Consider the following 14,142-nt stretch of genomic DNA (forward strand, 5'->3'; position numbering starts at 1 on the left):
ACAGCCGCCTGCACCAGGGGCAGGACTGCGGATACCCCTCTATATTCCCTCTGGAAGCCACAGGAAGAACAGGGCGGAATGAACCGGAAAGGAACTTCCGGCGTATACATAAGCGTGGCCCTACGACTATTGACCGCCCTGGCGCTGTTCATCGATGCCGGCGTGCACCTCTCCCTGGCCCCGGGGTACCAGAATGCGCAGCCCGGCACCGTCAGCCAGGGCACGCTCTTCCTCCTGGAGGCCACCGTGGCGCTGGTGGCCGGCGCCTACGTCCTGGTCCGCGGCAGCAGGACTGCCTATGCCGTGGCCCTGGTGGTTGCCCTCAGCGCGTTCGCCGCCGTCGTGCTTTACGCGTACGTGGACATCCCCGCCATCGGGCCCATCCCCGCCATGTACGATCCCGTCTGGTTCTTCTCCAAAATTCTCAGCGCCGTGGCCGAGGGAGCAGGGGCGCTGCTGGCGCTCGCCGGGGTGGTGCGTGCCGGCAGGAGGACGCACGACGCCGGGGCCGGGCGTGGTGCCCGGCGCCGCCGCCGATGACCAGCACCGGAGCCGTTGCCGGCATGCGGGGAGAGGTGTCAGATGGGCGGGGCTGAACGGGCGGTGCCGGACGCGTTCGGTGCCGTCTCCACCTACCTGGTGTCGGCCCTGGTGCTGACATCCCTGTCCCCCGCCGGGACGGTCCTCCAACTGGCGGGACTGGCGGCAGGAGCACTGGTGACCGTGGCCGCCGTCGGCTCCGTCCTGCGGCGGATCCCGCGCTTCTCGACGCCGGCGGACCGCGTCACCCTGCTGCGCGCTGTCCTGGTGTCGCTCTGCGCGGTGCTGGCGGTTCCGCAGCTGGTCACGGGCGGACGCACCGGCCTCCTCCTCCCGGTCCTGGGCGCTGCCGCGTTCCTCCTGGACGGGGTGGACGGCGCGGTGGCCAGGCGGACAGGAACCTCGTCGGCGGCCGGGGCCCGGTTCGATGCCGCCACCGACGCCGCGCTGGTCCTGGTGCTCAGCGTCGCGGCCGTCCCGGTGGCCGGTCCGTGGACCTTGGGCATCGGCGCCATGTACTACGCTTTCGTGGCCGCGGGCCGGATCCGGCCGCACCTCCGCAGGGCGCTGCCGCCCAGGGCCTCCCGCAAAGCCATCGGGGCGTTCCAGCCGTTCGCGCTGCTGGCTGCCCTCCTCCCCGGCGTCCCGGCGGTGGCCGCTGCATCGGTTGCCGAGCTGGCGCTGGCATTGCTGACCTGGTCCTTTGCCCGCGACGTCCTCCAGCTGGAGCGCCTGCACCGCGCCGGGCTCCGGGACGTGGGCGCGCCGGCGCCGTAGGGCTGGTGCCCCGGCCGGCGGGGGCCTACAGCAGCCCGGCGAGGGCGAAGCCGCCGGCGGCGGCACCCACCGCGGCGGCCGCGGTGCCCAGGGCGTTGAGGAGTGCCATGCCCGTGCGGCGGGACTGGACCAGGCGGACGGTTTCGAAGCTCGCGGTGCTGAAGGTGGTGAAGCCGCCCAGGAACCCGGTGCCGGCAATGGCCTGCAGCTCGGGTGGTGCCGCGTGCATGACCACGGCACCGGCCAGCAGGCCCAGCAGGAACGATCCCGTCACGTTGATGGCGATGGTGCCCACCGGAAGGGCGGTCCGGATTTTGGCACGCACCAGGCCGTCGACGACGAACCGGGCAGCAGCGCCGAGGCCGCCGGCGAGCCCCAGCAGGATGATGGCCAGGGCGCTCACCGGTCTTCCTCCTTCGCAGCGCCAGGGGTTTCCCCGTGCCGGGTGCTGGCCCGGGCGTGGTGGGCAGCTGCCAGCCGGATGCCTGCCACGGTTGCCGCGGCTCCCACCAGCACGGAGGCTCCCACATACATGACGGCGTCTGCGCTGCGGCCGGCATTGAACAAGGCGGTGGCTTCAACTGCCAGGGTGCTGTAGGTGGTGAAGGCGCCCAGGAACCCGGTGCCGGCCAGCAGCCGGAGCAGCCGCCGCCGTCCTGCGTCCGGACCGCGGCGGACCAGTGCTTCGAGCAGGGCACCAAGGAGGAACGCCCCAGCCACGTTGATGATGAGCGTGGGCAGCGGCCAGCCGCCCGGTGCGGGCAGGACGCCGGCCAGGCCGTAGCGGGCCAGGGCGCCGAAGGTGCCGCCGGCGATGACCACCAGGACGAACCCGGGGTGCAGGTGGACCGGCCGGTGGACGCGCGCCTCCCCCAGGGTCCCCCGGTCCGTGGTGCCGGCTGTTTCGGTTTGGGGGGCGGGCTGCTCCATCAGTGGCCTGCCTTGGGTTGCTGCCTGGGCTGCGGGGCCAGCGGGACAACCAGGATGGGCCGGTGCTGGCGGTGGGTGAGGTGGACAGCAACGGATCCCACCAGGAGTTCTTCGAACCGCGCCCCGAGCCCGCGCTCGCGGGTGCCCACCACGATGACGGACGCGCCGGTGGATTCCGCCAACCGACCCAGCGCCCGGGCCGGATCGCCGGCGAGGGTGACAAAGGACCAGTCGACGCCGACCGCGCCCAGGGCGTCGCGGAGGTGCCCGGCCAGGGAAGCGCTGATCCCTTCGATGTCGTCATCAACCCCGTCGGGGTCGATGGGGCTGGCTTCCATCCTGCCGCCAGGCTCTTCAACCAGGTAGGTGGTCACGTCCACGTAGGCGCAGACCAGCTTCACGCCCAGGCTGCGGGCCAGGTCCGCGGCGCGGTGCGCCACCGCCAGCGGCTGGCCCGGCACCACGCCCATGAGCACCGGGCCGCTGATTTTCTGCGGGATGTATGGGGCATGGCCGGTGGAGGGGGTGGGTTTCTCAGGCTCAGTCACAGGCTCTCCTGTCGGGGTGGGGCAGGAAAACTGGGCCGGGTGCGGGCACGGTTCACCTGCCTTCGTATCAGCAAAGACAGGAACCATCAGCCATTCGGCGGTTCGAAGACCGCGCACCTGCGCGGGCTTCCGGCGGGATCCATCACCGTGAAGAGAGACTACAACTTTTCCTGCGGCGTGCGCCACCGCTGCCGAAGCCGACGGTGGCGCGCCGTCAGTCGGCCGGCTTCAACGCGGCACGCCAGGCGGCAGCGGCGCGGACGGCGCTGAAGGTCCAGGTAGCCGTCCCGCTCGCCCCCGCCGCCGCCTGCACCGCGTCAGCGTGCTCGGCCGTCTGCCCGCCGGCCGCTTCCCAGCGTTCCGTCCAGGCGGCAGGAGCAGTGAAGACGGGCGAGGCACAGTCGCAGGCGATCGCCCCGATCAGCATGGCTCCGTTGGTGGCGGTGGTAACGCTTCCCACCGTGAGGCTGCTCTTGGTCCAGCTGGTGTCCACCGCCGTGACCACGCTGCTGTCCAGAGGCTTGGCGTTGTCCACACCCCGGTAGGCCGTCATTCCCCCGCCCCATTTCACGGCCGTATTGAGCGTCCACGAGGGGCTCGCCGGGTCTCCTGCCGCTGCCACCCGGTAGTAGCTGAAGAGCCGTGACCCGGATCCGACAGAGAGGCCCGACACGATGGGTGTCCATCCGGCCGGCGGCGTCACCGTGGAGTTCAGGTCACCGGCAATTGATGCGACCAGGACATCCCCGGCCGCCGTACCCGCCGGAACTGTCAGCACGGCCTTTCCAACGGCCGTGCCCGAGTACGTGGTGCTGGAACCCACTACGGTGATTCCGGCGCCGGCGGGCGGTGGGGTCGTGCCGCTCGTAACCGTTATGGCGGTGCTGGCGGAGGATGACCCGCCGCTGTTCGTGGCGGTCAGCTTGGCGGTGTAGGTGCCGGCCGCAGCGTAGCTGTGGGTGGGGTTCTGGGCGGTGGACGTCCCGCCGTCGCCGAAGTCCCAGGCCCAGGACGTTGGCGCCCCGGTGGAGGTGTCAGTGAACGCCACGTTCAGTGGCGCGGTTCCCGACGTGGGGTTTGCCGTGAACGATGCCTTGGGTGCTGCGGGGGCCGGAGTTCCCGATCCCAGGGGCCGGTCCGAGTACCAGTAACGCTTGGCCGAATTGTCAGTGGCCAGGATGACGATGCCCGTGGAGCTGTTGACGCTCTGCTTGGTGGTGGTGACATCGTTCATCTTGGAAGCCGAGGCGCTCTGAATCACCGGCGTTCCCCGGCCAGAGCCGAAGACCGGGTTGTCCATGGACGCCGTCTTCTCGTAGATGGCGCCCGGTATGCCGGACCACTGGCAGCCGCTGACCGAGGTTGGCGGCGCGGTCTGGAATGCGTGGACCAGGTTGTTTTGGGTGTCCAAAAGGATCTGTGGACGGGAGACGCAGTCGCCGGCCACCGAGATGGTGGACTGGGTAAAGGCGCCGGTTCCCGGCTTGAACACCAGAAGCACCAGCTGCGGCAGCGTCTTGTCCGAGGAGTAGTCGTTCAGGCTGGTCTTGACTGCCGCGAAAACACGCCCGGAGGTGTCCGTCTGGAGGGTCTTCAGGTTCAGGTGGTCATCGGACTGCCCTTTGCCCCGCAAGGCGGGCTGCAGCTTCCAGTTCGAATCCGGAGCTTTCCCGTCCGCGTGGGTGGCCCACCATACGGTGTTGGCAAGGTGGTCGCTCCACATCACGCCGATCTGGTTGTTGCCAAACGCCACCACCGCAGAAATGTCGTCCGGCGCTGGGTGGGGGCTGGCTACCGGGAGTACGAACGGCGACCGCCAGCTGGCGCCTCCGTTGGCGGAATAGTTCACGTAGACCGAATTGGTGTACCCGGATGTTGAGTTGCCGGCCACCTGCGTCCAGGTGACCCAGACGCCGCCCAGCGAATCCTTGTCCAAAGTCATGGACTCGCTGGAGTTGTTGGAAATGACGGTGGGAAAGCCAGCATCCAGGACATACTTGCCGCCCGAGTAGCTGTAGCGGTACAGCTTCGCGGGCTGACCGGACAACGAGGGCTTCGGGGTTCCATCCCCTGTCACCGTCACCACATGGGAGGCAATGTAGAGCTTGCTGCCGTCCCACAGCACGTCCGCGAGCGTACTTGCCCGGGTATCGTTCACGATCCCCGTGTTGACCCACGTCTTGGACGGGCGGTCCAGCCGGTAAATACTCCAGCCCGCTCCGGTGGTCCACATGTCCGCCCACCAGGATCCGTCGTTGAACCACAGCTTGCTCTGCGGCTTGTCCGCGGTGGGTGGATTCGACACCCCGGAGTACGAAATGCTCTGCGTGCCGTAGACCGGGTCTGCATTTGCCTTCCCGGGTGCCACCAGGCTGACAGCGGCCAGGACCAGGAACAAAACCACGGCCTGGATGATGCGGACGTTTTGCAGACGGACTTTCATGGCACGCTCCTGGGACCAGACGGCAATGGAGGGTGCGGTGGCCCGTAGTCCCAGAATCAGCGGGCCCCATCACCCTTACGCGCAACCATAGGAGGGGGCTTCAGCCAGCGGCAAGACTATCCCCGTACGCAATTATTAGGGGCTCCGCAGAACCCCTAACCTGATGGTCACCCGCACCGCCGAAACCCCTAAAAGCCCCCGTGGCCGCGGGACCCAACACCCAGCAGGTCGGCGTCCTTGGCTCCATCCGCACGTTCCGGCTTGCTGCCTGCACTCAGCTCAGTGTCAGCATGTTTCCGGCGACGGGGCTGGTCAAGGGCCGGATGCACCTATTTCGGCAGCGATACGTCCGCTGGCCCGGCCTGCACCTGCGCGGCACAGGACCCGGCATGGTCGAGCAGGCTCCGCCGATCCGCCGCTGCGTACCCAGCGGCGGCTATTGCACTGCGCAAGCGGTCCAGATGGTCCAGAACAGCATCCCGGTACAGGCCCCTCCGGTCGCACCAGCCGACCTCGTACAGGAGGTCCACCAGACGCCGGGCCACGTCAGGGTCGCCGGCGCCGTAGTTCCTTATCTGCCCGACGGACAGGTCCAGCAGCGCGGGCAACCCCGGAAGCGACATGACAACCCGCACCCGTCCCTCGTCGTCAACAATCTGCTCCGGACCCGGGTTCCTGTCGACCAGGCGGCACAGCAGGGCCGAGAGGTGGCCGAGGACATGCACTGCCGTGGTTGGATCATTGATGCCCGGGGACAAAGCCCTCGCCGCCACGTCCACCAACTGCCGGAACCCGAACGCAACGTCCTGGACGCTGGTGCGTTCAAATCCGGAGCCCACCGCCCTGTTAATCACCCGCTGCAGATCTTCCCTGGCCTCTGGTCCCGGACGGGCTCCCGCTTCAAGCGGCCAGGCGGTGGCAAACGGAACCCCTTCTACCAGGGAGCTGCCCGGCTCCCTGTCTATCCTGACCACGGCATCGAAGCTGACCGCCGCCGCCAGAAGGGCATCTTTGTCCAGCGAGGTGAGGAACCCCGAGGACCCTGCCGTGATGGGGAAACCACCCGGCTGTTGGGAGGCCGGGGCGCCGTTCGTGGGCCGGTCACCGGGAAACACCCGGTCAATAGTGGCCCGCGTTTCGCCGCCCACCCGGCGCAGCATGGTTTCCACCCGGATCTCCCGTGCAAGGTGCGCGAGGAACAACACCAGGCACACCACACTGGCAATAGCCAGCACGAACGCGACAGTCACCGATATTTCAGGGACAAATGCCGTGTTGCTGCTGGTCTGGTCGCGGACGCTGCGGAGCACTGTCAAGGCGAACGCAAACGCCGCCAGGAACAGCGCCAGAGTGCCGTGGACAAAGCGGTCGGCAGTAAACGTCCGCAGGAGCCGGGGCGAAAACTGGCCGCTGGCCAACTGCAGGGTGACTACCGTCAGGGAAAAGGTCAGGGAGGTTACCGTGATAAGGGATCCTGCGATGGCTTGCAGGACCGCCCTCGCCGCTTCCGGGCCGCCGCTGAACAAAAACACGCTGACGCTGCCCGGCAGCTGTCCCTCCACACTGGAATCCAGCGCCGGCAATCCCACTCCAAGTGCCACGGCAGCTGCAATTGCCAGTACCGGCAGCGGCCACAGCTGCGTCCGCAGCGCATCCAGCCAAAGAGCAACACGTCCGTTCAGCAATGGTCCGCCCACCCCGGGAATACGTCAGCCATGGATTCTCCCCTTTGCTGCAGCGGTGTTTCAGGCGCAGAGGGCGCTGTTGCACGCCGTCCATGCACCTGCCGGATTTGGCAGTCCCTCGACAGTAACCGTACTGCCGCGGGGCCGTAAACCGGGGTGCAGTCGCCGGCGGGCCGATAACGTTCGAGGCACGAAACGGGCTCTGGGCGGCTTTTCCCTTAGGCCAATCGCGATGCACTGCTAGCGTGCATATATGTCATCCGGCATATTATGCCGCCGGTTATTACTACAGTCCCGTCCGACTTTCGGCCCGCCGGGACGGCAGGACCGGTACTGGCCCGCCAGCCGCGGCGATTCGCCGCTCCCCCTGCCGACGGGGACGGACAAACAAGGATGAAGGTGCATGGAAACAGGCATAGTCAGGTGGTTCAGTCCGGAAAAGGGCGTCGGTTTCATCATTCCCGATAACGGTTCAGAGGATGTCTTCGCCCATTTCACGGCCGTTCTTGCCACGGGACAGCCGGCGCTCGTCAAGGACTTGAAAGTTGAGTTCAGCGTCACGATCGGCCCCGGCGGACCCGTGGCGGAAAACATTCGCGTTTTGTGATTTTCGAACCGATGATGAAGCCAGGAGGAGGGACAACACGACATGGCCGCCACTGAACCAACGAAGAAGTCACTGTCACTGACCGGTTCTGTTGCCTTGGGAACGGGCGTGATGATCGGGGCGGGCATTTTTGCCCTGGTGGGGCAGGTGGCGCAACTGGCGGGCGGCTGGGTTCCCTGGGCCTTTTTTGCCGGTGCCGTCGTAGTGGCCTTCAGCTCCTACTCATACATCCGATACTCCGCCGTAAACCCTTCTTCCGGCGGGGTTGCCATGCTGCTGAAGGCCGCCTACGGGCCTGGGGTCGCGGCAGGTTCCTTCTCACTGTTCATGTACGTTTCGATGATCCTGGCGGAGTCCCTTCTCGGCAGGACCTTCGCGACATACCTGCTGCGCCCTTTCGGGATGCAGGGATCCCCCTTCTGGGTCCCGGTCCTAGCCGTGGCGGCCGTTGCAGCCGCGGCACTGGTCAACCTGGTGGGCAACCGCTGGGTTGAAGGCTCCGCGACAATAACCGCCGCCATAAAGATCGCAGGCATCGCGCTGCTGGCCGTCGCAGGCATCGTGGCCGCCGGCCTCCCGTCGCTGGGGCGGCTGTTTACGACGGAGGGACGGAACCCTCCCGAGCAGGGGTGGGTGGGGTTCCTGGCAGGAGTTACCTTGTGCATCCTGGCGTACAAAGGCTTCACCACCATCACCAACCAGGGGTCAGACCTGCGGAACCCGGAACGAAATATCGGCCGGTCCATCATGCTGGCCATCGGCTTGTGCACCGTGCTCTACCTGCTGATCACCGTTGCAGTCACCGGCAGCCTGTCGGTGCCCAAGATCATGCAGGCGCGGGACTACGCGCTGGCAGAGGCCGCCGATCCTGCGTTCGGTTCCTGGGGCGTCACCCTGACTGTCGTGATCGCCGTGGTGGCCACGCTTTCGGGCCTGATTGCCAGCCTGTTCTCCGTCTCGAAGCTCTATGACATGCTCCGGGACATGGGCCAGGCGCCGGGCCTTCCGGGACATCAAAAACACCAGTCCCTTTACATCACGGCCGGCCTGGCCATGGTCCTGGCCAGTTCCTTTGATTTGTCCCGGATCGCCTCACTCGGGGCAATCCTTTACCTGGCGATGGACATCGCCGTCCACGCCGGCGTCATTTTCCGCCTGGCGTCCGATATCCGGGCCATTACCTGGATTCCCTGGATGGCGATCATCCTCGACCTGGCCGTCCTGCTGGCATTCATCGTGGCCAAGGTCCAGACAGACCTCCTCACCGTGCTCATCACTGTGATTGTTGCGGCAGCGATTACCGGCGCCCAATGGCTCATGGTCCGGCGGCGCCTGGCCGTCCCGGAGTAACGGTAAAGGAACAATCCCAGGCGAGGGCTGGATCGGGTGCCGCGTGGGAGCAACACACTGTTAGCGTCTAAATATGCACTAATACATATTATGTATTTCCTCATGCATGCCTCTTGTCTGCGCAGACCGAAAGGAAGGTAGTCCCTGTTGCTGAAGCCCACGGCCTTCATGGGAAAGTTGCTCCTCTTCGTCACGGTCAGTGCACTGACCGGGCTTCTCGTGACAGGACTGGCACTGCCGTTCGCTGCCGTTGGCGCTTCTGCGGCGGGATTCTCCAACAAGCTGCTGGCGAGCTTCCCGGACGAACTCGAGGTCAGCAGGCAGGCCCAGGCCAGTACCGTCCTGGCCAACGACGGCTCCCTGATAGCCACGTTTTTCAGCCAGAACCGCGATTCCGTCCCCCTCGATCAGATGGCACCGTCCATCAAGGACGCGATCATCGCGATTGAAGATGCCCGTTTTTACGAGCACGGCGGAACAGATCCGGTGGGAATTCTCCGGGCTCTTGCAGCCAACGCCGGCGGAACCCGCCAGGGGGCTTCCACCATCACCCAGCAGTACGTCAACAACGTCACCATCCAGTCGCACCTTGCCGCTGGGCACCCCGAGGACGTGAAGCTGGGACAGGACAAGACCCTGCGGGACAAACTCAGGGAGATGAAGCTGGCCGTCTCGCTGGAGAAGACCCACACGAAAGACCAGATCCTGCAGGGGTACCTGAACATCATCTACTTCGGCAACAACGTTTACGGGATCGAGGCGGCCTCGCAGTACTACTTCGGGGTTCCCGCCATGAGCCTCAACCTTGACCAGGCCGCCACGCTGGCCGGTGTCATCAACAATCCGTCGTTTTATGACCCCGTCACCCAGCCCGATCACGCACTCTCCCGGCGCAACCTGGTTCTGGACAAGATGCTCGAGCAGGGACGAATCACCGCCGCGGCCCACGACAAAGCCGCCGGCAGCCCCGTCAGCCTTGACCTCCACCCCACCGGACAAGGATGCGTGGCAGCCCGCACGGCACCCTACTTCTGCGACTACGTCCAGCGCCTCATCCTCAACAACCCTGCGTATGGAGCAGATGAGGAGGCCCGCCGCGCCCTCCTTTACAGCGGCGGACTCACCATCCGGACAACCCTTGATCTGCCGCTGCAGCAAAAGGCACAGGACCTGGTCACGGCCACGATGTCCAGCGACGATCCCCTGCAGCGGGGCACTGCACTGGTCAGCGTCCAGCCCGGCACGGGAAAGATCCTGGCCATGGCCCAAAACACCCGCTACGATCCTGCCCCTGCCCCGGGCAATTACATGGGCAACTTCGCCCTCCCGGCAAACGACAGCAACGGCAGGCCCCTGGACGGGGCAGGAGGCTTCCAGGTGGGATCCACCATCAAGCCCTTCATCTTTGCCCAGTGGCTCAATGCCGGAAAGTCCATGAACACCATCCTCAACGGCGCGGCGCGGAAATACCCCGCCACATTCCCCTGGAAGAACAGCTGCGGCACGACGTCGGGAGCATACGACCCCGCAGCCGGCACCCACCTGCTCCCCAACGACGACCCCAACCACTACTACAAGATGAGCGTGCTGCAGGGCCTGTACCAGTCCATCAACACCATCACGTTCCAGTCCGCCAGCCAGCTCGATCTCTGCAACGTCCAGAAAATGACGACAGCAGCCGGCATCAAGGACGGACACACCAACGAACCCTACGATTTCTCCAGGATCTCGAACCTCATCGGCTCCGTTGACGTCGCACCATTGACCATGGCCAACGCCTATGCCACCTTCGCCAGCGGCGGCACCTACTGCAGCCCAACGGCACTCACCGGCATCACGGACAACCGCGGCGACCAACTCCCCGTCCCTTCGGCGGACTGCCACCAAACCATCAAATCCACTGTGGCAGCAGGCGTAACGTACGCACTCAAGAACGTCCTGACCAGGGGGTCCGGCTACAAGCTCCCCGTCAACAAATCCGGCTACGACATCTTCGCCAAGACCGGCACCACGGACGGGAACATCAATACCTGGACCGTGGGCGCTACCTCCGGGGTCGCTACCGCGTCCTGGTTCGGCAGCTACAAAGGCACCGGACCCGAGTGGATAAACCAGGACATCACCATCAACGGCCGCTATTATCCCGTCGTCAACGGAGCGGACCTGGCCGGCAACCAATGGGCCCGTTTCATGAACCAGGCAGCCCCGCAGTACAGCGCGAAGGACTTCCCAGCCCCTCCCCCGGCCATGCTCCGGACGCCGGCAAAACCGTCACCGAAGCAAATCCCGAAGCCGCAGTCAACACATGCGCCAAAGACCACCGGGGCAACGAAGAAACAGAAGGTAGGCTGAGTTACCGACAAATCGGGAACATGCCGTCACCACAGCCACGAATCGCGGTTGACGGTGTTCCCGGCGGCCCTTAGGACACCTGAAGCCCGGAGTGAACCATGAACGAGCAAAGTACGCCAGGCGACGGCCGGGCCCTGGAGCCTACGCTCACGGCGTCACGTGCCTTGCTGGGCGTCGTTGCCCGCTCGCTTGCCGGGACGCTGGATTCTGTGTCCCTGCCGCAATTCCGGGCGCTGGTGATCCTGTCCGCCCGGGGGCCGGTCCGCATGGGAGACCTGGCCCACCTGTTGGGCGTCCATCAATCAAGCTTCAGCCGGACCGCTGACCGCATGGAGGCTGCAGGCTTGATTGTTCGCGGTCAAAGCCCGGAGAGCAGGCGCGAAGTACTGGTCACGCCAACAGAGAAAGGCCTTCGGATCGTCGACGAGGTCACGGAGGCAAGGCGGCAGGAAATAGCAGCCATTCTGGGCCGCGTCAGCCCCGGTGACCAGGAAAAGATCGCTTTGGGATTCGCGCTGTTTGCGCAGGCAGCTGGAGAAGCGTCGCCGGCCGAGAACTTGCTGCTCGGCATCTAAGCGTTGGGGTGGCGGGCCGGAACAGGCCACCCACCCCACGGTCCATTTGAACGGTCCCCGGGTGGCGGCATCCGCCGCCCAATGCCGCTAGCTGTTCTCCCCGCCCAGGCTGGCGAGGGCCTTCCGAAGGCGCGTGCCGGCGTCGTCCGCCACTTCCTTGACTGAAGGCGCGCTGCTGAGCTGCACCATGGTCTGCGGATCGATCGCTTCGACCGTGGTGGAGTCCGCTGAGCTGTTCCGGCGCACCACCACGTTGCAGGGCAGCAGGGCACCCATCTCCGGCTCGGCCGCCAGGGCGCGGCTGGCGAGGGACGGGTTGCAGGCACCCAGGATGACGTAATCGCCGACGGCGTCCGCAGCCTCCGTGCCGAGCTTGGCTTCGAAGGTGGACCGGATGTTGATTTCGGTCAGGATCCCGAACCCCTGCGCGGCAAGGGCTTCGCGGGTGCGCTCCAGCGCCTCGGACCAGGGAAGGGGAACAGTGGTGGCCAGTGTGTACGTCATGGTGCTCCTTCGAAGTTGCCGCCCACCCCGCTGCGGTGGGGCCGGCGGGCGTTGAATTAAGCCAGGGAGAGGAAGAGCTTCTCCAGGTCCTTCCGGTCCATGGTCTCGTCCTTCTGGACGATGCACTGCTCCAGGCCGGTGGCGATGATGGCGAAGCCGGCACGGTCAAGGGCCTTGGACACGGCGGCAAGCTGGGTGACGACGTCCTTGCAGTCGCGCCCCTCTTCAAGCATCCGGGTGACAGCGGCGAGCTGGCCCTGGGCGCGCTTGAGGCGGTTGATCACGGGCGTGAGTTCGGTGGGGTTCAGTTCCATAACGGGTCTCCAATGGTGGGGGTCTCGCCCCCAACTATATACCCCCATGGGTGTTTTGACTACCCCCGGGGGTATCTGCAATACTCGGTGGGGTATCCACCCGACCCCTTCCGAGAGGCCACTTATGACTTCCCCTTCAAAGGCAACCGCCGTTACCGCACTCGCTCCCGAGACCCTGCAGTCCTGGATCAAAGAGCACCAGGACCTGGTAGTGATCGACGTCCGCTCTGCCGCTGAGTTCGAGTCCATGCACATCCGCGGCTCCTACAACGTGCCGCTGCCGCTGCTCTCCGAGCACACCGACGAACTCGCCGCCCGGCTGGGTTCGCGGGTGGTCCTGGTCTGCCAGTCCGGCGTCCGCGCCGAGCAGGCCCGCCAGCGCATGGCCACGGTTGGCCTGGACACCGCGTACGTCCTGACCGGCGGCGTCCCCGGCTTCGCCTCCGCCGGCGGCGACGTGGTCAAGGGCAAGGACCGCTGGGATCTCGAACGCCAGGTCCGCCTGGCCGCCGGCTCCCTTGTAATGCTCGGCCTGGCCGGCGGAAAGTTCGTCTCGCCCAAGGTCCGCATGCTGGCCGGCGCCATCGGCACCGGGCTGACGTTCTCGGCCGCAACCAACACCTGCGCCATGGGCAAGGCCCTGTCCGCGATGCCGTGGAACAAGGCAGCCAAGGAGCCCACCCGCGAAAGCGCCATCCTGCAGCTTCCCGTGCAGACGGCCGAAGCGGGCGCGGCGGCATGATCCCGGCCCTGGGTTTGGGGCTCGTCGTCGGCGTCGTACTGGGCGTAGTAGGCGGCGGCGGGTCCATCATTGCCGTTCCGGCCCTGGTGTACGGCGTGGGCATGAGCCCCGCCCAGGCCATCCCCACCTCCCTGCTGGTGGTGGGAATCTCCTCGCTGGCAGCCCTGCTCCCCAGGATCCGTGAGGGCCTGAACTGGCCCGTGATCGCCCTGGTGGGCGCTGCGGGCATCCCGGCGGCCTGGGCCGGCGCGGCCGTGGGCAAGCTGCTGGACCCCACCGTCCTGATGCTGGCTTTTGCCGTGATCATGGTGGTTGCGGGCATCCGGATGCTCAGCAAGCCCCGCGAAACCGAAGGATCCTGCAGCACCGGCCCGCACCGGGCGTTCCGGTCCTGCGCCCCGAAGGCCGTGGGCGTGGGCCTGCTGGTCGGGTTCCTGACCGGACTGCTGGGCGTGGGCGGCGGATTCCTCATCACCCCCGCGCTGACCATCTTCCTGGGCCTGCGGATGAAGCAGGCAGTGGGAACATCCTTGGCCATCATCGTGGTCAACTCGGCGGCCGGGTTCAGCGCCCACGCAGCCGGTTTCACCATCGACTGGGCCACCACCCTGGCGTTCGCCGTCCCGGCAATCGTGGGATCCATCGTTGCCGCCCGGTTTGCCCGCCACCTGCACGACAAGCACATCCGCATCTCGTTCGCGGTACTCATCTTCGCCGTCGCGGCGTGGGTCACCGCCGGTACGGTCACCGCCTGACCCCCCAGAGGAGAACACCA

15 protein-coding genes and 1 riboswitch are annotated in these 14,142 nt (G+C 66.3%); of the genes, 8 read left to right on the top strand and 7 right to left on the bottom strand.

Annotation, left to right across the window (positions count from 1 at the left end; all coding sequences use genetic code 11):
* The first annotated feature begins 114 nt into the window (after window positions 1-114).
* Window positions 115-540: a hypothetical protein gene (locus HNO81_RS08895; RefSeq protein ID WP_371818200.1), complete on the top strand. Its 426-nt coding sequence runs from the start codon at window positions 115-117 to the stop codon at window positions 538-540.
* A gap of 42 nt (window positions 541-582) precedes the next feature.
* Complete coding sequence (locus HNO81_RS08900; RefSeq protein ID WP_175317764.1) at window positions 583-1,317, top strand: CDP-alcohol phosphatidyltransferase family protein; 735 nt, start codon at window positions 583-585, stop codon at window positions 1,315-1,317.
* A gap of 25 nt (window positions 1,318-1,342) precedes the next feature.
* Here HNO81_RS08900 and crcB read toward each other — a convergent pair whose 3' ends face one another.
* From crcB to HNO81_RS08925, 5 genes are all read right to left on the bottom strand, one after another.
* Window positions 1,343-1,720 carry a fluoride efflux transporter CrcB gene (gene crcB, locus HNO81_RS08905; RefSeq protein ID WP_371818201.1) on the bottom strand — a complete coding sequence of 126 codons (378 nt, stop codon included), beginning with the start codon at window positions 1,718-1,720 and terminating at the stop codon, window positions 1,343-1,345.
* Window positions 1,717-2,247, bottom strand: coding sequence for a CrcB family protein (locus HNO81_RS08910; RefSeq protein WP_175317765.1), 531 nt, complete (start codon window positions 2,245-2,247; stop codon window positions 1,717-1,719). The genes crcB and HNO81_RS08910 overlap by 4 nt, the downstream gene beginning before the upstream one ends.
* On the bottom strand, window positions 2,247-2,795 hold the full coding sequence (locus tag HNO81_RS08915; RefSeq protein WP_371818202.1) for a universal stress protein: 549 nt from the start codon (window positions 2,793-2,795) through the stop codon (window positions 2,247-2,249). Before HNO81_RS08915 ends, HNO81_RS08910 begins: the two co-directional genes overlap by 1 nt.
* Window positions 2,796-2,865: 70 nt before the next feature.
* Window positions 2,866-2,951, bottom strand: a riboswitch (Fluoride riboswitch).
* Window positions 2,952-3,009: 58 nt separating this feature from the next.
* Complete coding sequence (locus HNO81_RS08920) at window positions 3,010-5,238, bottom strand: PKD domain-containing protein (protein ID WP_217509255.1); 2,229 nt, start codon at window positions 5,236-5,238, stop codon at window positions 3,010-3,012.
* Window positions 5,239-5,567: 329 nt separating this feature from the next.
* Window positions 5,568-6,923 carry a DUF2254 domain-containing protein gene (locus HNO81_RS08925; protein ID WP_254703382.1) on the bottom strand — a complete coding sequence of 452 codons (1,356 nt, stop codon included), beginning with the start codon at window positions 6,921-6,923 and terminating at the stop codon, window positions 5,568-5,570.
* 403 nt (window positions 6,924-7,326) lie between these two features.
* Between HNO81_RS08925 and HNO81_RS08930 the strand changes: the two genes are divergently transcribed.
* The 4 genes from HNO81_RS08930 to HNO81_RS08945 all read left to right on the top strand — a co-directional run bounded on the left by HNO81_RS08930 (window position 7,327) and on the right by HNO81_RS08945 (window position 11,807).
* Entirely contained in the window at window positions 7,327-7,530 is a 204-nt protein-coding gene (locus HNO81_RS08930; RefSeq protein ID WP_175317766.1) for a cold-shock protein, read from the top strand.
* Between the two features lie 42 nt (window positions 7,531-7,572).
* Window positions 7,573-8,880: an APC family permease gene (locus tag HNO81_RS08935; RefSeq protein WP_175317767.1), complete on the top strand. Its 1,308-nt coding sequence runs from the start codon at window positions 7,573-7,575 to the stop codon at window positions 8,878-8,880.
* Window positions 8,881-9,027: 147 nt separating this feature from the next.
* Entirely contained in the window at window positions 9,028-11,232 is a 2,205-nt protein-coding gene (locus HNO81_RS08940) for a transglycosylase domain-containing protein (protein WP_254703383.1), read from the top strand.
* Between the two features lie 98 nt (window positions 11,233-11,330).
* On the top strand, window positions 11,331-11,807 hold the full coding sequence (locus HNO81_RS08945) for a MarR family winged helix-turn-helix transcriptional regulator (protein WP_175317768.1): 477 nt from the start codon (window positions 11,331-11,333) through the stop codon (window positions 11,805-11,807).
* An 87-nt stretch (window positions 11,808-11,894) separates the two neighbouring features.
* Here the strand turns inward: HNO81_RS08945 and HNO81_RS08950 are convergent, their stop codons facing one another.
* Window positions 11,895-12,311, bottom strand: a complete 417-nt coding sequence (locus HNO81_RS08950; RefSeq protein WP_175317769.1) for a DUF302 domain-containing protein — start codon at window positions 12,309-12,311, stop codon at window positions 11,895-11,897.
* A gap of 56 nt (window positions 12,312-12,367) precedes the next feature.
* Window positions 12,368-12,625, bottom strand: coding sequence for a metal-sensitive transcriptional regulator (locus tag HNO81_RS08955; RefSeq protein WP_043452296.1), 258 nt, complete (start codon window positions 12,623-12,625; stop codon window positions 12,368-12,370).
* 124 nt (window positions 12,626-12,749) lie between these two features.
* Between HNO81_RS08955 and HNO81_RS08960 the strand changes: the two genes are divergently transcribed.
* Both HNO81_RS08960 and HNO81_RS08965 read left to right on the top strand, forming a co-directional pair.
* Window positions 12,750-13,367, top strand: a complete 618-nt coding sequence (locus HNO81_RS08960) for a rhodanese-like domain-containing protein (protein WP_175317770.1) — start codon at window positions 12,750-12,752, stop codon at window positions 13,365-13,367.
* A complete protein-coding gene (locus tag HNO81_RS08965; protein ID WP_175317771.1) occupies window positions 13,364-14,122 on the top strand; it encodes a sulfite exporter TauE/SafE family protein in 759 nt (252 codons plus the stop codon). Before HNO81_RS08960 ends, HNO81_RS08965 begins: the two co-directional genes overlap by 4 nt.
* Window positions 14,123-14,142 lie beyond the last annotated feature (20 nt).

It is taken from the genome of Pseudarthrobacter sp. C4D7 (assembly GCF_013359725.1).
GTDB lineage: Bacteria > Actinomycetota > Actinomycetes > Actinomycetales > Micrococcaceae > Arthrobacter.